The following is a 17710-nucleotide window of genomic DNA, read 5'->3' on the forward strand; positions in this document are numbered from 1 at the left end:
GGTGCCACATGATCCAGAAAATCCTTATCGCAAACCGGGGCGAGATCGCCTGCCGCGTCATCAAATCCGCGCGCAAGATGGGGATCAAGACGGTCGCCGTGTATTCCGATGCGGATGCACATGCGCTGCATGTGCGGATGGCGGATGAGGCCATTCATATCGGCCCCGCACCCGCCAACCAGTCCTATATCGTGATCGACAAGATCATGGAGGCCGTGCGCCAATCGGGCGCGGACGCGGTGCATCCCGGCTATGGCTTCCTGTCGGAGCGGGCCGAATTTGCCCAAGCGCTCGCGAAAGAGGGTGTCGCCTTCATCGGTCCGCCCACAGGCGCGATTGAGGCGATGGGAGACAAGATCACCTCCAAAAAGCTCGCCGCAGAAGCAGGCGTCAGCACCGTGCCCGGCTATATGGGGCTGATTGATGACGCGGAACACGCGGTCAAGATTGCGAATGAAATCGGCTATCCCGTGATGATCAAGGCCAGCGCCGGCGGTGGTGGCAAGGGGATGCGGATCGCATGGACTGACGACGAGGCGCGCGAAGGCTTCGCCCTGTCGAAATCGGAAGCCGCCAACAGCTTTGGCGATGACCGGATTTTCATCGAGAAATTCGTGACCCAGCCGCGCCATATCGAAATTCAGGTTCTGGGCGATCAACACGGCAACTGCATCTACCTCAACGAGCGGGAATGCTCCATCCAGCGGCGCAACCAGAAGGTTATCGAAGAGGCGCCATCGCCCTTCCTTGACGAAGCGACACGCAAGGCAATGGGGGAGCAATCCGTGGCGCTTGCCAAGGCGGTCGATTACTGCTCCGCCGGGACCGTGGAATTCATCGTGGATGGCGACCGAAACTTCTATTTCCTTGAGATGAACACCCGTTTGCAGGTGGAGCATCCAGTGACCGAACTCATCACCGGTGTCGATCTGGTGGAGCAGATGATCCGCGTCGCGGCAGGGGAGGAATTGTCCCTCAAGCAGGAGGATATCGGCATCAATGGCTGGGCGATTGAAAGCCGCCTTTATGCCGAGGATCCGTTCCGCAATTTCCTGCCCTCCATCGGGCGGCTGACCCGCTACCGCCCCCCGGCGGAAGTGGATCAGAAGGTGCGCAACGACACCGGCGTCTTTGAGGGCGGCGAGATCAGCATGTATTACGACCCGATGATCGCCAAGCTTTGCACATGGGGTCCGGATCGGGGCCAAGCGATTGAGGAAATGCGCCTCGCGCTCGATATGTTCGAGGTGGAGGGGATCGGCCACAACCTGCCCTTCCTCAGTGCGGTGATGGATCATCCGCGCTTTGTATCAGGGGAGATCACGACCGCGTTCATCGCGGAGGAATATCCCGACGGCTTCGAGGGGGCGCCGCTCTCCGTCGCGCAGGAAACCCGGCTCGCCGCCGTGGCCGCCGCCGCCAATCTCGTGGAGGCGCGCCGCGCCGCACAGATCAGCGGTGCCATGGCAGGGCGCGGCAATGTCGTGGGGGGCGATTGGGTCGTCACGATGGGTGACAGCCGGTTTGAGGCTGTGGTCGCGGATCGCGGCGATTGGCTGTTCGCCGTGACCATCGGGGAGGAGACCTTTACCATTGATCTGGAAAGCTGGTGCCCCGGGGATCTTCTGATCCATGCGGGCGTCGATGGCACCCCGATGCCGATCAAGGTGGCTCCCGCGACCGACGGCTACACCATGCGCTATCGCGGTGCGTCGCGGCGCGTGTTCGTGCGCACCCCACGCCATGCCGAATTGGCCGAACTGATGCCAGAGAAGGTGCCAGCCGACACCTCCAAAATGCTGCTTTGCCCGATGCCCGGTCTGGTGGTGAATATCGCCGTCGCGGAAGGCGAAGAGGTGCAGGAGGGTCAGGCGCTCTGTACCGTCGAGGCGATGAAGATGGAAAACGTCCTGCGCGCCGAAAAGAAGGGCGTGGTGAGCAAGATCAACGCCGAAGCGGGCACATCGCTTGCCGTGGACGATGTGATCATGGAGTTCGAATAAGATGATCCTTGCGCGCCATAGGGCTCGGGGGGCGGACACATGCTGACCCCCACCTGCCATATTGGCGCTCTGGAGGTGAACCGCCTTGGCTATGGCTGCTGGCGCTTTGCCGGATCGTCGTTGCGGGACGCAGCGGCGAAGGTCGGGGCGGCGCTTGATGCGGGGATGACCCTCTTTGACACCGCGCCGATCTATGGCTTCGGGGCCGAAGGCTTCGGCGATGCGGAGGCGCGGCTTGGTGATGTGTTCGCCGCCGATCCCGCGTTGCGGGGGCAGGTGACGCTGGTGACGAAGGCCGGGATCACGCCGCCGATGCCCTATGATAGCCGGGCCGCACATCTGTTGGACAGTTGTGAAGCGTCCCTGCGGCGGCTGCGCACCGATGTGATTGACCTCTTTCTGATCCACCGCCCCGATTTTCTCACCCATCCGGCTCAGGTGGCGGACGGGCTGACGCGGTTGCGCGCTGCGGGCAAGGTGCGGGAGGTGGGCGTGTCAAACTACACACCCGCGCAAGCCCGCGCGCTTCAGGCGCATCTCGACTTTCCGCTTGCTGCGACCCAACCGGAATTTTCAGCAGCCCACACCGTGCCGCTTTATGACGGAACACTCGATCACGCGATGGAGGCGGGGATGGCCGTCATGGCATGGTCCCCCTTGGCGGGTGGGGCGCTTGCAACAGGGCAGGGCGATCCAGCGCTCACCGCTAAGCTTGCGGAGGTGGCACAGGCGCATGAGAGCCGCCCGGACCTGGTCGCCCTTGCGTGGGTGCTGATGCATCCAAGCCTGCCCATCGCGCTCATCGGCAGCCAAAACCCTGCGCGCATCACGGCCAGCGCCGATGTCTGGTCCCTCAATCTGAGCCGTGCGGAATGGTACGCTATCCTTGAGGCCAGCCTTGGGGAGCGGATGCCGTGAGTCAGTCGCGCCCAATCTCCTGCTGGCGTAGCGGCATCCGGTCGATGAGCCGGATGATCTCGCGCACGCTGACAGGATCGGGTTTGCGGTATTTCACCTCGCCATCTTTGCCAATCAGCACGAACTGGAAATCGCGGGGTCGCAGCGCGCGGCGCAATGCGCTGTCCGCTTCGGTGTCGACGATGACGATCACGTCACGCTCGTCCAACTCCGCCTGCCGTGCCTCAAGCGCCTGCACCTGTTGCGCGACGCGCGGATCAAGCGGGCTGTCGGCAAACACCACGATGGGCCGCGCGACCCACCGGTATTCATCCAGCGGGGCCACTTGTGCCCATGCGCCCAGCGGCATCAAAGCCGCGATCAAAACGAAAACAAGTCTATTCATTACAGGCATCTCCCTTGGGCTAGGACATAGGCATAAAATGCCCGTCCGGCGAGGGGTGTGCATCACTTTTGCGCAAGCCAACCGGTTTGCCATGACGGAGGCCCTGATATGACCCAATCCCGTGACGACTGGAAGAAACTGGCCGAGAAGGAATTGCGCGGCCGTCCCCTCGATGATCTGACATGGAAAACGCTCGAAGGGATCGACGTGCAGCCGGTCTATACGGTCGAGGATCTGGAGGGTGTGGATCATCTGGGCAGTCTGCCCGGCTTTGCCCCCTTCACCCGTGGGCCAAAGGCCACGATGTATGCAGGCCGCCCCTGGACGATCCGGCAATATGCGGGGTTTTCGACGGCAGAGGAATCCAATGCGTTCTACCGCAAGGCATTGGCCGCCGGGCAGCAGGGCGTGTCCGTCGCCTTCGATCTGGCGACCCATCGCGGCTATGACAGTGACCATCCCCGGGTTGAGGGCGATGTGGGCAAGGCGGGCGTTGCCATCGACAGTGTCGAGGACATGAAAATCCTCTTTGACGGCATTCCGCTCGAAAAAGTCTCTGTCTCCATGACGATGAACGGCGCGGTGATCCCGATCCTCGCCAATTTCATCGTGACCGGAGAGGAACAGGGCGTGGACCGCGCCAAGCTGTCAGGCACGATCCAGAACGACATCCTCAAGGAGTTCATGGTCCGCAACACCTATATCTATCCGCCGGAGCCTTCGATGCGGATCATCGCGGACATCATCGAATACACCTCCAATGAGATGCCGAAATTCAACTCCATCTCGATCAGCGGCTATCACATGCAGGAGGCAGGTGCGAACCTCGTGCAGGAGCTTGCGTTCACGCTTGCCGATGGGCGCGAATATGTGCGCGCCGCGATTGACAGGGGCATGGATGTGGACCGCTTCGCCGGGCGGCTCTCGTTCTTTTTTGCCATTGGCATGAATTTCTTCATGGAAGCGGCCAAGCTGCGCGCCGCCCGCCTTTTGTGGCATCGGATCATGTCGGAGTTTGAGCCGAAAGACCCGAAATCTTCGATGCTGCGCACCCATTGCCAGACCAGCGGCGTGAGCCTGCAAGAGCAGGATCCCTATAACAACGTCGTGCGCACTGCCTATGAGGCGATGGCGGCGGTGTTGGGCGGCACACAATCCCTGCACACCAATGCGCTCGATGAGGCGATTGCGCTGCCAACGGACTTTTCAGCCCGGATTGCGCGCAACACCCAGTTGATCCTTCAAGAGGAAACCGGGGTCACGAATGTGGTCGATCCGCTGGCAGGCTCGTATTACGTCGAAAAACTCACCGCCGATCTGGCCGATGCCGCGTGGAAGCTGATCGAAGAGGTCGAGGAGATGGGCGGCATGACCAAGGCTGTCGCCTCTGGCATGCCCAAATTGCGGATCGAGGAGACAGCGGCCCGCCGTCAGGCCGATATCGACCTCGGGACGGAAGTGATCGTGGGGGTCAATAAATATCGGCTGGAGAAAGAGGATGAGATCGACATCCTCGATATCGACAATGCCGCCGTGCGTGACGCCCAGATCGCCCGGATCACGCGCACGCGTGCATCCCGCGATCAGGCGGCCTGCGATGGTGCGCTTGCCGCACTTGAGCAGGCCGCCAGCACCGGAGAGGGCAATCTGCTCGAACTGGCCGTGGAGGCCGCCCGCGCCCGCGCAACCGTAGGAGAGATCAGCATGGCCATGGAAAAAGCATTCGGTCGCCACCGGGCGGAGGTCAAAACCCTCGCCGGCGTCTATGGCGCGGCCTATGAGGGCGATGAGGGCTTTGCCCAGATCCAGAAAGACGTCGATACCTTTGCCGAAGAGGAGGGCCGCCGCCCCCGGATGCTCGTGGTCAAGATGGGACAGGACGGTCACGACCGGGGGGCCAAGGTCATCGCGACCGCCTTTGCCGATATCGGCTTTGATGTGGATGTTGGTCCCTTGTTCCAGACGCCCGATGAGGCTGCGCAGGACGCGGTGGACAATGACGTGCATGTCATCGGGATCAGTTCACAGGCAGCAGGGCACAAAACGCTGGCCCCGAAACTGGTGGAGGCTTTGAAGGCCAAGGGCGCGGGGGATATCCTCGTGGTCTGTGGCGGGGTCATCCCACATCAGGACTATGAGTTCCTCTATGGCGCGGGGGTCAAGGCGATCTTCGGCCCCGGCACGAACATCCCCGATGCCGCGCGCAACATCCTCGACCTGATCCGAGAGGCGCGCGGTTAGGCGCCCTTGATGGCCCGGATGCGCGCACATCTTGCACCGGGCCGCGCCCGATCAAGGGGCGGGGCCGTCTGGCCAGTTTGATAGATCATCTGCGATGAGGCGATGAGGTTGCCGCGCCCTGAGGGAGGGCGCGGCCCTATGTGGGAAGGGGCGCAACAAATGGGCGCGGTTGTGTCGAACCCGACCCATCACCCTTCCATCCTGCAAAATACGTTTCCAAAAATGAAAATGTGGACTTGCGCGGATCGCCCTGACATGACCAATCACATCAAACCAAAATCCACGCGTGGGGAGACGCCAGTATGAGCAATGATCGCAGCCCAGCAGATGATGCGAACCGTCAAGCAGCCCTCGATTATCACGAATTCCCCCGCCCCGGTAAGCTTGAGATCCGCGCGACCAAACCGCTCGCCAATCAGCGCGATCTGGCGCGCGCCTATTCACCGGGCGTGGCGGAGGCCTGCCTTGAGATCAAGGCCGACCCGGCGACGGCCCCCCGCTATACCTCTCGTGGCAATCTGGTGGCGGTGGTCACCAATGGCTCCGCCGTGTTGGGCTTGGGCAATATCGGGGCGCTGGCGTCGAAACCGGTGATGGAGGGCAAGGCCGTCCTGTTCAAGAAATTTGCCAATATCGACTGTTTCGATATCGAATTGAACGAGCCGGACCCGCATAAACTCGCAGATATCGTCACCGCGATGGAGCCGACCTTTGGCGCGATCAACCTTGAGGATATCAAGGCGCCCGATTGCTTTATCGTCGAAAAACTGTGTCGGGAGCGGATGAATATCCCCGTATTTCACGACGATCAGCACGGCACCGCGATTGTCGTGGGGGCTGCGGCAACCAACGCGCTGCGCCTGACAAACCGGAAATGGGAGGACATTAAGGTCGTCTCAACGGGCGGCGGGGCGGCGGGGATTGCCTGCCTCAACATGCTGCTGACGCTGGGCGTGCGGCGCGAAAATGTGTTCCTGTGCGATCTGCACGGCCTTGTGCATGAGGGCCGGACGGAGGACATGACGGAGCAGAAGGCCGCCTATGCGCAGCCGGGTGGACCGCGCACACTGGACGACGTGATCGACGGGGCGGACCTGTTCCTTGGCCTGTCAGGCCCCAATGTGTTGAAGCCCGATATGGTCGCCAAGATGGCGGATGCGCCCATTATCCTCGCGCTGGCCAACCCCAACCCTGAGATTGACCCCGCCGCCGCGCGCGCGGTGAAGCCCGATGCGATCATCGCCACCGGCCGCTCGGATTACCCGAACCAAGTGAACAACGTGCTGTGTTTCCCGTTCATCTTTCGCGGGGCGCTCGACGTCGGTGCGACGGACATCAATGACGCGATGAAAATCGGCTGTGTCGAAGGGATTGCGGAATTGGCGCGCGCGTCCTCCTCGGCGGAGGCCGCAGCGGCCTATCAGGGCGAAAAGCTGACTTTTGGCCCCGAATACCTCATCCCAAAACCGTTCGATCCGCGCCTGTTGGCCGTGGTCGCAGGTGCGGTGGCGAAAGCTGCGATGGAATCTGGCGTGGCGACGCGCCCCTTGGACGATCTTGAGGCCTATAAGGCGAAACTCGACGGTTCAGTCTATAAATCCGCGCTGATCATGAAACCGGTGTTTGAGGCCGCGCGCAACGATAGCCGCCGCATCATCTTCGCCGAAGGGGAGGATGAGCGGGTGCTGCGCGCCGCCTTCGCCATGACGGAGGAAACGGTGGACAAGCCGATCCTGATCGGTCGTCCCGACGTGATCGAAATGCGCTGCGAGCGGGCGGGTATCCCATCCGTCAGCGCCTCGGAAATTCAGGTGATCAACCCCGAGAATGACCCGCGCTATCGTGACTATTGGAACACCTATCACACCATCATGGCGCGGCGTGGCGTGGCCCCCGACCTTGCCCGCGCGATCATGCGCACCAACACCACCGCGATTGGCGCGGTCGCGGTGCAGCAGGGCGATGCGGACAGCCTGATCTGCGGCACGTTCGGGCAGTATCTATGGCACCTCAACTATATCGAGCAGATCCTCGGCACGGGCGGGCTGCACCCGGTGGGGGCGCTGTCCTTGATGATCCTTGAGACCGGTTCGCTGTTCATCGCGGACACCCATGTGAACCCGGAGCCGACCGCGCAGGAGATCGCGGATATCACGGTGGGGGCTGCGCGCCATGTCCGGCGTTTCGGGTTGGAGCCGAAAATCGCGCTTTGCTCGCACAGCCAGTTCGGCAACCTCAACACCGAAAGCGGCCAACGGATGCGGGAGGCGCTTGCCATTCTGGACGCCAAGGGCTGCGATTTCGTCTATGAGGGAGAGATGCATTCCGACAGCGCGCTCGACCCCGAATTGCGCGCGCGCTATCTGCCCTGTTCCCGGCTGGAAGGGGCGGCGAATGTGCTGATCTTTGCCAATGCGGATGCGGCATCCGGGGTGCGCAACGTGCTCAAGATGAAAGCGGGCGGGCTGGAAGTGGGACCTATCCTGATGGGCATGGGCAACCGCGCCCATATCGTGACCCCCTCGATTACCGCACGGGGGCTGCTGAACATCGCCGCGCTGGCGGGAACGCCGGTGCATCAGTACGGATAACCAAGCCGACTGGCGCTGCCTTTCTTCGACAGCGAAACAGGAGCAGGGCGGTCGGCGGGCCGGGGGGCGACGATCCAACCCATGAGCAGAGACATTTATGGATGCCCTGTCTGCAAACGGATCAGCGGAGTGCTCTGAGCGCAAAATCGTCGGACCGAGGGGCCGGTCCGACGAGCGCCCGGCGCCTGCGGCTTGATTCCGGGCGCGCTGGTATGCGTTCTGACGATGCCAAAGGGGTGCTTCCATTCACCACGGTTTGCGGGCAGAGTTTCCCAGTAGAATAACAGGCAGCGCGCGTGGATTAGGGCCGGTTCCCGCGATGCATCCTTAACAAATATCGTGAGGAAACGATCATGGGATATAAAGAGGTCTATGGCGCGTGGCGCGCCGATCCTGAGGCGTTCTGGCTTGATGCTGCAAAGGCCATCGACTGGGACACCCCCCCGACCAAGGCTCTGAATGACGCGAATGCCCCGCTTTATGAGTGGTTTGGCGATGCGGTCGGCAACACCTGCTATAACGCTGTAGACCGGCATGTGGAGGCCGGGCATGGCGACCGGACCGCGATCATCTATGACAGCCCGGTGACGGACACGATCCGCCACATCTCCTATGCTGAGTTGCAGGACGAGGTCGCGCGGCTCGCAGGTGCGCTCACCGCGCGCGGCGTGGTCAAGGGCGACCGGGTCATCATCTATATGCCAATGGTTCCGCAGGCCGTGATGGCAATGCTCGCTTGCGCACGGATCGGGGCCATCCACTCGGTCGTGTTTGGCGGCTTTGCGGCGCATGAACTGGCCGTGCGGATTGATGACGCGGCCCCCAAGGCGATCATCGCGGGCTCTTGCGGGATCGAGCCGGGGCGGGTCGTGCATTACAAACCGCTCCTTGACGATGCGATCGCGCAATCTGCGCACAAACCTGAATTCTGCATCATCCATCAGCGCGAACAGGAGCCAGCGGCGCTGACGCCGGGCCGGGATTTCGATTGGGCCGATGAGGTCGCCGCGGCCACACCCGCGCCCTGCGTGCCGGTGGGCGGCGCCGATCCTGTCTATATCCTCTATACCTCCGGCACGACCGGCGCGCCGAAAGGCGTCGTGCGGCCAAGCGGCGGGCACATGGTGGCGCTGCATTGGACTATGAAGAACATCTACGATGTCGAGGCGGGCGATGTGTTCTGGGCCGCGTCCGATGTCGGCTGGGTCGTGGGGCACAGCTATATCTGCTACGCGCCGCTTCTGGCGGGCTGCACCACGGTGGTGTTTGAGGGCAAGCCGGTGGGCACGCCCGATGCGGGCACTTTCTGGCGGGTTATCTCGGAGCACAAGGTCAAGAGCTTCTTCACCGCGCCGACCGCATTCCGCGCGATCAAGCGGGTCGATAGTGCGGGCGAGTTCGTCAAGAAATACGACCTCTCCTGCCTCAAGACGATGTATTTCGCAGGCGAACGCTGCGATCCCGACACCTTGCACTGGACCGAGGATCAGCTTGGCGTCCCGGTGATTGACCATTGGTGGCAGACCGAGACGGGCTTTGCCATTGCCGCCAACCCGATGGGGCTGGAGCCGCTGCCGGTCAAGGCCGGATCGCCCTCTGTTCCGATGCCGGGCTATGATGTGCAAATCCTTGATGAGGGCGGGCATCCGATGAAGCCGGGCGAATTGGGCGCGGTCTGCGTAAAGCTGCCGCTGCCACCGGGCACGCTGCCAACGCTGTGGAATGCTGAAGAGCGGTTCCGCAAATCCTACCTCACCACCTTCCCCGGCTATTATGAGACGGGTGATGCGGGGATGATGGACGATGACGGCTACCTCTACATCATGGCGCGCACCGATGACGTCATCAACGTGGCGGGCCACCGTCTGAGCACGGGCGCGATGGAGGAGGTGCTCGCAGCCCATCCCGATGTTGCGGAATGCGCCGTGATTGGTGTGGCGGATGAGCTGAAGGGGCAATTGCCCATGGGCTTTCTGTGTCTCAATTCGTCCTCATCCGAGCGTGGCGCGGAGGACGTGGTCAAGGAATGCGTCAAACTTGTGCGCGACCAGATCGGCCCGGTCGCGGCGTTCAAACTCGCCGTGGTGGTGGACCGCCTGCCCAAAACCCGCTCGGGCAAGATCCTGCGTGGGATCATGGCCAAGATCGCAGATGGTGAACCCTACAAGATGCCCGCCACGATTGATGATCCGGCTATTCTGGACGAAATCCGCGCGGCGGTGCAGGGCTTGGGCTACGCCAAGTAGGCACCTGACAAAAACGCGGCCCTCCCCTGTTAATTGCGCAGGGGAGGGCATTCGACCAAGGGTCAGTCTGACAGGCAGATCTTGTTGCCATCAAGGTCCCGCAGATAGGCCGAATATTTCGGCCCTCGCTGGCCCGGATCGCCCTCGTTCGTGCCACCCAGTGTGAGCGCCAAGGCGTGCAGTCGGTTCACCTCCTCGGGTATGCCGACATTGAACCCGACCATCGTCCCATTGCCACGCGTTGAGGGCTGCCCGTCGAAGGGTTTTGCCACTGCGAAGGCAAAATCGACCCCGATCCAATAGGTCATCCGGTCAGTCGGGAACATCGTGGCAAGCTCGGCCTGCGCAAAAAGCGCGGAATAAAAGGAGGTTGCGGCCTCCATGTCGTTGGTGCCCACGACGCAATAATTCATTTTCATGCTGTTTTCTCCAGTCGGTAAATCAGTGATTTGCGGCCCGCCTGACCCCAGGGGCGCTGGCCGCTGCTCGTGTGATATTGCCGAATAGGTCATTTTATGGCTTATTTGTCTGATGGCGCGCGCGAATGCATATGATCGGCTCAAACGGCTTGAGAGCCTCGCCGTGCAACTCAAGCAGGACACTCATTGCACGGCCAAAGACCTTGCGGCGCTGCATGGGGTCAGTTTGCGCACCATCACGCGCGATTTGGCGTTGATGCGGGAGCAGGGGATGCAGATTGACGCGGATCGCGGCCGCGGCGGGGGCGTGCGGCTTGATCGCAATTGGGGCGTGGGGCGCTTGAACCTGTCCTATGCCGAGGCCGTGGACCTGTTAATCAGTATCGCGGTGGCGGAGCGGATGAACTCCCCGATGTTTCTTGCCAATCTGGGGGCGGTGCAGCGGCAATTGGTGGCGTCCTTCTCGCCTGAGAAACGCGCGCGGGTGAACCGCCTGAAATCGCGCATCCTGATCGGGGTAACTGCCTCTCCCTTTGTGCAAGCAAGTGCTGAGACACTGCCGAAACGAGTGGTACAAACCCTGCATCAGGCATTTGTTGAGCGGGAGCGGTTGGACATACGGTATCGAAGGGAAGATGGCGCGGTCTCGACACGGGTGATCGAGCCACATTATCTGCTGCTGAAATATCCCATCTGGTACATCGTCGCGATGGATCGACTGCGGGCAGGACCACGCACGTTCCGGTGTGATCGGGTTCTGCGGGCCACGCGGGAAGGAACACAGTTTCAGGTTCTGCCGAAAGACCATTTCGCGCCCTCCCTGACGGAGGATGACCTGTCGCCGGTGGCCTGAAGGCGGCGCGAGGATTCGCATCTTGCAACACAGCCGCAAACCACCGACATTACCCAGCACGCTTGCCATGACAGGAACGAGGCCCCAATGACCCAGCCCGCGCTGCACGGATTGCATGTGCTTCTGGTCGAGGACAATACCGTGAACCAGATGGTCGCGCGGGAGATGCTCGTGTCTTTGGGCGCGCGCGTCATGGTCGCCAATGACGGGGAGGAGGGATTGCATTGTATCGACGCGATGCAATCGGCGCAGGACGCGTTCGACCTTGTCCTCTTGGATATCGAGATGCCGCGCATGTCAGGGCTGGAGATGGTGCGCGCGATCCGGTCGCGCGGGGATGGGGCGCGTCACCTTCCGCTGATCGCGGTGTCCGCGTTCAGTGCCGCAGAATACCGCGCCCCGATCATCGACGCGGGTGCGGATGGCTTTATCCCCAAACCCATCGGCGCGCGCGACGCCTTTGGCGACCGTATTCTCACCTTGATGGAGCAGCGCCGGATGCGGGAGGCCCGCACGGCGTTGAACCCGGAGGTCTATGCCGGGCTGGTCGGTGCCATCGGGCGCACCTCCATGGCGATCCTGCTGAGCAAGGTGCGTGATGACATTCTGGGTGTGCGCGCGAAACTCGATGTGCCCGCGTCAGAGCTGAGCCAGACCACGATCCGCGCGCAAACCCATATCCTGATGAGTGTTTCAGGCGCGGTCGGTGCCACGGGCATTCAGGAGCGCGCGAGCCTTTTGAACAAGGCCGCCCATGGCGAGGATGCCGCCGATTGCGCGCTCCAAACCGCAGAGATGATGGTGGAGATCGCAGCCCTTCTCGAATTCGTGGAGCGGGAGCTTGCGATGCTTGCCCGGTTGCAGGCCGGAGGCAGCGCATGACCCTGCCTGTCCTGCTGGTGGAGGATACGGCCTCCATGTCGATGCTCTATGAGACATTGCTCACACGGGCCGGGTTTGGCGTCGATGCGGTCGCCACGGCAGAGGGGGCGCGCATCCGCTTTGCCGAAGGGCATCATCCGATTGTGGTGCTCGACATGATGTTACCCGATGGGGACGGGCTGGAGATATTGCGCGACATCCACGCGGCCTCCCCCACGACGCGGGTGATCGTTGTCACGGGCAACACCTCCGTTGATCGGGCCGTGGCCGCGATGCAGGCAGGCGCGATGGATTTCCTCGTCAAACCATTTGAGGCGGATCGACTCCTGTCGGCGGTGACGACCGCGCAGGCCGCGTTGGAGGCGGGGGCGACACCGCCTTTGGCTGCTGAGGCCCCGCAAAGCGGTGCGCTCACCGGCTTTATCGGCGCGTCGAAAGAGATGAAGGACGTGTTCGAGCGGCTGACGCTGATCGGGCGGTCCACCGCGAGCGTGTTCATCACGGGCGAAAGCGGCACGGGTAAGGAGGTCGCGGCACAAGCGATCCATGATGTCTCCCCCCGCGCGAGCGGGCCGTTCGTGCCGCTCAATTGCGGTGCGATCCCGAGCGATCTGCTGGAATCGGAGGTGTTCGGACACCTGAAAGGCTCGTTCACCGGTGCTGTGTCCGACAAGGTTGGTGCGGCCATGGCCGCAGATGGCGGGACACTGTTCCTTGACGAGATTTGCGAGATGGATTTGTCGCTCCAGACAAAACTCCTGCGGTTCTTGCAGACCTCCACCGTGCAGCCCGTCGGTGCCGTGCGCCCGCGCAAGGTGGATGTGCGCATCGTCTGTGCAACGAATCGCGACCCGGCGGCAGAGGTGCGGGCTGGGCGGTTCCGCGAGGATCTCTACTACCGGCTTTATGTCGTGCCCGTGCATATGCCGCCTTTGCGGATGCGCGGTGATGATGCCAACCTGATCGCGACGGAAATGCTGCACCGGTTCGCGGCGGAGGAGGGCAAAAGCTTCACCCGGCTGTCGCCTGATGTGCGCACCCTGTTCCGCACCCATCCGTGGCCGGGCAATGTGCGCCAGCTTTTGAACGTGATGCGCAACGTGGTGGTGCTGCATGAAGGAGGGGAGGTCACCTTCGACATGCTGCCGCTCGAAATCCGGCAAACCCTGCCGGGCCGGGTCACAGCGCAGGTCGATGCTGCCCCGGCGGCTTCGGTCACGACCGACCCGGTAGAGGCGCTGGTTGGCCAATCGCTCGCGGATGTGGAGCGCAAATTTGTCGAGGCCACGATCACCGCCTGTGACGGCTCGATCCCCCGCGCGGCGGCGATGCTGGGCGTGTCGCCCTCCACGATTTACCGCAAGCGAGAGGCTTGGGGCTCCTCCCCCGAATAAACGCGCAAAACTGCACAATTGGCGGTCACAATTGGTAATTGCCGTAAGGGTCTGCCCAAAACCGGGCAGATTTGCCCTTGAAAGGCCCGAATGAATCGGGTGCAGTATCGCGCATGCCGCTAACATGCGGCAGTCAGACCCTTGGCGCGTCCGAATCTTCGTGATGCGCCAACCGACAACAGAGAGGATACACTATGTTCAAGACCCTGGTTGCCGCGGCGGCCGCGTCTATGGTTGCACTCGCAGCGTATGCGCAGGATATCAACCCGGCGGTCGTCTATGACCTTGGCGGACGCAATGACCAATCCTTCAACCAGGCCGCGTTCACGGGCGCAGAGCGGTTCAAGGATGAGACGGGAATCGAATATCGCGATTTCGAGATCCAGAATGACGCGCAGCGTGAGCAGGCGCTCCGCCGCTTTGCTCGCAACGGCCATAACCCGATCATCGCGATCGGCTTCTCGCATGGCTCCGCCGTGGATAAGGTCGCCGCAGAATTCCCGGACACCAATTTCGCGATTGTGGACATGGTCGTTGACCAGCCGAATGTCCGCTCCATCGTGTTCAAGGAGCATGAAGGCTCCTTCCTTGTGGGGATGATGGCAGCCATGGCATCCGAGACCGGCACCGTTGGTTTCGTGGGCGGCATGGACATTCCGCTGATCCAGCGGTTCCAGTGCGGCTATGCACAGGGTGTGAAAGCGGCAAACCCGGATGCGACGGTTCTGGCGAACATGACCGGCACCGACGGGTCCGCATGGAACAACCCGACCCGTGGCTCCGAACTGACCCGCGCGCAGATCGATGCAGGCGCTGACGTGGTGTATCACGCCGCAGGCGGCACCGGTGTAGGCGTGCTTCAGGCGGCAGCGGATGCAGGCAAGCTCGGCATTGGTGTGGATTCGAACCAGAACGGTATGCACCCCGGCTCCGTCCTGACCTCCATGCTCAAGCGTGTGGACAACGCGGTCTACAATACCTTCATGGACGCGATGAACGGCGAGTTTGAGCCGGGCTTCAACGTCAATGGCCTTGCCCAGCGGGGCGTCGGCTTCGCCGTGGATGAGAACAACGCGGAGCTTCTGGACGATGCGATGCTCGCGGCTGTCTATCAGGCGGCCTACGACATCTCCACCGGCGCGATCGTCGTGCATGACGTGATGAGCGACGGCCCGTGCCCGTTCTGATTTGAACGATCCCAACTGAATGCGAAGGCCCGCCCATCGGGCGGGCCTTTTGCGTCTCTAGCGACGCGGGGCGGCCGCCGCGCTGAGCAGATGCCGCAACAGAGCGCGATATTCCGGCGTGTCGTGACGCGGATAGCCCTGCACCAGAAGCGTCTTTTCGGTGATGCTGATCCCAAACACGGCGGCACTCAACAGGGCGGCGGATTGCGCGTCCCCGGTGATCCGTTCCAGCTCTGCCTGCCATTCCGCCTGAAAACACTGCCGCACCGTGGCCCCCACCGTCGCATCCCCGGCATTCAGGAGGATCATCTGGATGCTGGACGGGCAGGCATCATCGCGGGGCGTGGTGGCAAACACATCCACCAGAAGGTCAATCAACGCCTCCGTGCTTGAAACCTGCGCCAGATCGAACCCGATCAGGTCGTCCATCGTGGCCTCAAACAGCTTTTGCTTTGACCCGAAATAGCGGGAGATCAGCGCCACATCGACCTGCGCGGCCTGCGCCACCTGTCGGACGGAGACATTGGAAAAGCCCTGCGACCAGAACAGGCGGCGGCCATGCTCCAACAGGGATTGTTTGGTGTGTTCGGCGTCTTTCATGCGGTGAATTTACGGATCGCGGGTGTGATGTCAACGGCTGTTGACTTTGCATCAGAGCACGCCTATCTATGCTGTCAACAAGTGTTGACTTGGCGAAATGGAAAAGGAAACAGCATGGCAAATACAGCATTGATCACCGGGGCGTCCGTTGGCATCGGCGCGGAATTCGCGCGCTATCACGCGTCCAAAGGGGGGGATCTGATCCTCACCGCCCGGCGGGAGGAGGCGCTCAACGCGCTCAAATCAGAGCTTGAGGCGGCCCATGGCATCACGGCGCATGTCATCGCGCTCGACCTTGGGGCCGAGGGCGGTGCCGACGCGCTTTACGACGCGGTCAAGGCGCTGGGCGTGGAGGTGAACATCCTGATCAACAACGCAGGTTTCGGCGGGCGCGGCCTGCATACGGAGCGTGCATTGGCGGACGAGCAGGCGATGATCGACCTCAACGTCAAGGCACTGGTGACGCTTACCCATCGCGTCGGCCGCGATATGGTCGCACAAGGTGGCGGCAAAATCCTCAATGTCGGCTCTACCGCGGGCTTCATGCCGGGGCCTAATCAGGCGGTCTATTTCGCGACCAAGGCTTTCGTGAATTCGTTCAGCCAAGCGGTCGATCAGGAATTGCGCGGCAAGGGCGTGACCTGCACGGCCCTCGCCCCCGGCTATGTCGAGACGGAATTCGCGAAGGTCGCCGATCTGGAAGGCACGCCGCTCACCAAATCCGGGGCCACGGCGAAGGATGTCGCGCGGTTCGGCTATGACGCGATGATGGCGGGCAAGCTCGTGGTGATCAACGATCCCAAGCTGCGCTTCCTCCTGAACTGGATCATGCCCTTCCTGCCGCGCCGCATGATGCTCAAACAGACCGCCAATATGCAGGAACGCTGACGCCTGACGCGACGTCGCTGCCCGGGATCATGGAACTGTCATTGCATTGCGATATCGCTTGCGGCATCTGCCCGCACTTGTCAGTCGCAATACTTTGGAAAATCCCATGATCCTCCGCCTTTTGATCGCCGTCGCGATCCTGTTCCCCGCCGCAGTGCATGCCAATGGGCCTGCTGTTGTCTATGACGGGGAAAGCAAATTCGATGCCTCCTTCAACGAAAGCGCCTTTAACGGCGCGGAACTGTTCCGGGACATCACTGGTCAATCCTATGCGGAGGCGACCCTGCCTGAAGGCGCCGACCGGGTCGCGGTGATCCGTGAGCTTGCGCGCGCGGGCCATGGCCCCATCGTTGCGGTCGGCTTCAACTATGGCGAGGCGGTCAACATCGTCGCGGGTGAGTTTCCCAACACCTCCTTTGCCATCATCGACATGGTCGTGGACCGCCCCAATGTCCGCTCCGTCGTGTTTCGGGAACATGAGGGCAGCTATCTGGTGGGCATGGCCGCAGCCCTGTCGAGCGAGAGCGGCACGGTCGGGTTTGTCGGCGGCATGGATATCCCGATCATCCGCCGCTTTGCCTGCGGGTTTGCCGGGGGTGTGCGGGCGGTTGATCCCGACACGCGCATCCTTGTGGACATGACGGGCACCACGCCCGCTGCGTTCAACGATCCTGAAAAGGGTGAGGCGCTGGCCAAGGCGCAGATCGCGGATGGAGCGGATGTCATCTATCACGCGTCGGGCGGCACCGGAGTGGGCGTGTTGCAGGCCGTGGCCGATGCAGGCGTCCTTGGCATCGGGGTCGATATGAACCAGAACCACATGCAGCCGGGCCGGGTGCTGACCTCCATGCTCAAGCAGGTGGATTACGCCGTGTTCTTCGCGTTTCAGGATGCGCTGGACGGCGCGTTTACCGGTGGTATCCAGTCGCTGGGGTTGGAAGATCGCGGCGTCGGCTTTGCCGTCGATCAGCACAATAGCGGCCTGATGAGCGGCGGCATGGTCGCACAGATCGAAAATGCCGGGTTCGAGATCATCAACGGGCAGCGCGCCGTGCATGATTTCACCACCGATGGCACCTGCCCCTATCTGGGCGGGTAGGAGG

General features: G+C 62.2%; 14 protein-coding genes. 11 read left to right on the top strand and 3 right to left on the bottom strand.

Annotated elements, in window-relative coordinates; translation table 11 throughout:
• Window positions 1-8 precede the first annotated feature (8 nt).
• Window positions 9-2003, top strand: a complete 1995-nt coding sequence (locus tag FHS89_RS05210; RefSeq protein ID WP_184009262.1) for an acetyl-CoA carboxylase biotin carboxylase subunit — start codon at window positions 9-11, stop codon at window positions 2001-2003.
• A gap of 39 nt (window positions 2004-2042) precedes the next feature.
• Window positions 2043-2921: an aldo/keto reductase gene (locus FHS89_RS05215; RefSeq protein WP_184009264.1), complete on the top strand. Its 879-nt coding sequence runs from the start codon at window positions 2043-2045 to the stop codon at window positions 2919-2921.
• A 1-nt stretch (window position 2922) separates the two neighbouring features.
• On the opposite strand, the gene FHS89_RS05220 is transcribed toward FHS89_RS05215, so the two are convergent.
• Window positions 2923-3306 (bottom strand): DUF4174 domain-containing protein, encoded by a 384-nt coding sequence (locus tag FHS89_RS05220; protein WP_184009267.1) that lies wholly within the window; start codon window positions 3304-3306, stop codon window positions 2923-2925.
• A gap of 108 nt (window positions 3307-3414) precedes the next feature.
• On the opposite strand from FHS89_RS05220, the gene scpA reads away from it, so the two are divergent.
• The 3 genes from scpA (at window position 3415) to FHS89_RS05235 (ending at window position 10384) form a co-directional block, all read left to right on the top strand.
• The gene (gene scpA, locus FHS89_RS05225) at window positions 3415-5547 is read left to right on the top strand and encodes a methylmalonyl-CoA mutase (RefSeq protein WP_184009269.1); all 2133 of its coding nucleotides are present in this window, start codon (window positions 3415-3417) and stop codon (window positions 5545-5547) included.
• 302 nt (window positions 5548-5849) lie between these two features.
• Window positions 5850-8138, top strand: a complete 2289-nt coding sequence (locus tag FHS89_RS05230; RefSeq protein ID WP_184009271.1) for an NADP-dependent malic enzyme — start codon at window positions 5850-5852, stop codon at window positions 8136-8138.
• Window positions 8139-8491: 353 nt separating this feature from the next.
• Window positions 8492-10384 carry a propionyl-CoA synthetase gene (locus FHS89_RS05235; protein WP_184009273.1) on the top strand — a complete coding sequence of 631 codons (1893 nt, stop codon included), beginning with the start codon at window positions 8492-8494 and terminating at the stop codon, window positions 10382-10384.
• A gap of 62 nt (window positions 10385-10446) precedes the next feature.
• Here FHS89_RS05235 and FHS89_RS05240 read toward each other — a convergent pair whose 3' ends face one another.
• Window positions 10447-10803 (bottom strand): VOC family protein, encoded by a 357-nt coding sequence (locus FHS89_RS05240; protein ID WP_184009276.1) that lies wholly within the window; start codon window positions 10801-10803, stop codon window positions 10447-10449.
• A gap of 112 nt (window positions 10804-10915) precedes the next feature.
• On the opposite strand from FHS89_RS05240, the gene FHS89_RS05245 reads away from it, so the two are divergent.
• The 4 genes from FHS89_RS05245 to FHS89_RS05260 all read left to right on the top strand — a co-directional run bounded on the left by FHS89_RS05245 (window position 10916) and on the right by FHS89_RS05260 (window position 15119).
• Complete coding sequence (locus FHS89_RS05245; protein WP_184009278.1) at window positions 10916-11656, top strand: helix-turn-helix transcriptional regulator; 741 nt, start codon at window positions 10916-10918, stop codon at window positions 11654-11656.
• 87 nt (window positions 11657-11743) lie between these two features.
• Window positions 11744-12538, top strand: coding sequence for a response regulator (locus tag FHS89_RS05250; RefSeq protein WP_184009280.1), 795 nt, complete (start codon window positions 11744-11746; stop codon window positions 12536-12538).
• Window positions 12535-13932 carry a sigma-54-dependent transcriptional regulator gene (locus FHS89_RS05255; RefSeq protein WP_184009282.1) on the top strand — a complete coding sequence of 466 codons (1398 nt, stop codon included), beginning with the start codon at window positions 12535-12537 and terminating at the stop codon, window positions 13930-13932. The genes FHS89_RS05250 and FHS89_RS05255 overlap by 4 nt, the downstream gene beginning before the upstream one ends.
• A gap of 194 nt (window positions 13933-14126) precedes the next feature.
• Complete coding sequence (locus FHS89_RS05260; RefSeq protein WP_184009284.1) at window positions 14127-15119, top strand: BMP family lipoprotein; 993 nt, start codon at window positions 14127-14129, stop codon at window positions 15117-15119.
• Between the two features lie 57 nt (window positions 15120-15176).
• Here FHS89_RS05260 and FHS89_RS05265 read toward each other — a convergent pair whose 3' ends face one another.
• Window positions 15177-15719 (bottom strand): TetR/AcrR family transcriptional regulator, encoded by a 543-nt coding sequence (locus FHS89_RS05265; RefSeq protein WP_184009286.1) that lies wholly within the window; start codon window positions 15717-15719, stop codon window positions 15177-15179.
• 114 nt (window positions 15720-15833) lie between these two features.
• Here FHS89_RS05265 and FHS89_RS05270 point away from each other — a divergent pair, with 114 nt between their 5' ends.
• Together FHS89_RS05270 and FHS89_RS05275 are read left to right on the top strand one after the other, a co-directional pair.
• On the top strand, window positions 15834-16607 hold the full coding sequence (locus FHS89_RS05270) for an SDR family NAD(P)-dependent oxidoreductase (RefSeq protein WP_184009288.1): 774 nt from the start codon (window positions 15834-15836) through the stop codon (window positions 16605-16607).
• Window positions 16608-16713: 106 nt separating this feature from the next.
• Complete coding sequence (locus tag FHS89_RS05275; RefSeq protein WP_184009289.1) at window positions 16714-17706, top strand: BMP family lipoprotein; 993 nt, start codon at window positions 16714-16716, stop codon at window positions 17704-17706.
• Window positions 17707-17710: the final 4 nt, after the last annotated feature.

This window comes from Rubricella aquisinus (assembly GCF_014199445.1).
GTDB classification, from domain to species: Bacteria; Pseudomonadota; Alphaproteobacteria; order Rhodobacterales; family Rhodobacteraceae; genus Rubricella; species Rubricella aquisinus.

What these genes read in the sequence shown, in the direction of transcription:
- FHS89_RS05270 (WP_184009288.1), top strand. Translation starts at nt 15,834, where the DNA reads ATGGCAAATACAGCATTGATCACCGGGGCGTCCGTTGGCATCGGCGCG.
- FHS89_RS05260 (WP_184009284.1), top strand. Translation starts at nt 14,127, where the DNA reads ATGTTCAAGACCCTGGTTGCCGCGGCGGCCGCGTCTATGGTTGCACTC.
- FHS89_RS05265 (WP_184009286.1), bottom strand. Translation starts at nt 15,719, where the DNA reads ATGAAAGACGCCGAACACACCAAACAATCCCTGTTGGAGCATGGCCGC.
- FHS89_RS05220 (WP_184009267.1), bottom strand. Translation starts at nt 3,306, where the DNA reads ATGAATAGACTTGTTTTCGTTTTGATCGCGGCTTTGATGCCGCTGGGC.
- FHS89_RS05245 (WP_184009278.1), top strand. Translation starts at nt 10,916, where the DNA reads ATGGCGCGCGCGAATGCATATGATCGGCTCAAACGGCTTGAGAGCCTC.
- FHS89_RS05250 (WP_184009280.1), top strand. Translation starts at nt 11,744, where the DNA reads ATGACCCAGCCCGCGCTGCACGGATTGCATGTGCTTCTGGTCGAGGAC.
- FHS89_RS05275 (WP_184009289.1), top strand. Translation starts at nt 16,714, where the DNA reads ATGATCCTCCGCCTTTTGATCGCCGTCGCGATCCTGTTCCCCGCCGCA.
- FHS89_RS05255 (WP_184009282.1), top strand. Translation starts at nt 12,535, where the DNA reads ATGACCCTGCCTGTCCTGCTGGTGGAGGATACGGCCTCCATGTCGATG.
- FHS89_RS05210 (WP_184009262.1), top strand. Translation starts at nt 9, where the DNA reads ATGATCCAGAAAATCCTTATCGCAAACCGGGGCGAGATCGCCTGCCGC.
- scpA (WP_184009269.1), top strand. Translation starts at nt 3,415, where the DNA reads ATGACCCAATCCCGTGACGACTGGAAGAAACTGGCCGAGAAGGAATTG.
- FHS89_RS05240 (WP_184009276.1), bottom strand. Translation starts at nt 10,803, where the DNA reads ATGAAAATGAATTATTGCGTCGTGGGCACCAACGACATGGAGGCCGCA.
- FHS89_RS05235 (WP_184009273.1), top strand. Translation starts at nt 8,492, where the DNA reads ATGGGATATAAAGAGGTCTATGGCGCGTGGCGCGCCGATCCTGAGGCG.
- FHS89_RS05230 (WP_184009271.1), top strand. Translation starts at nt 5,850, where the DNA reads ATGAGCAATGATCGCAGCCCAGCAGATGATGCGAACCGTCAAGCAGCC.
- FHS89_RS05215 (WP_184009264.1), top strand. Translation starts at nt 2,043, where the DNA reads ATGCTGACCCCCACCTGCCATATTGGCGCTCTGGAGGTGAACCGCCTT.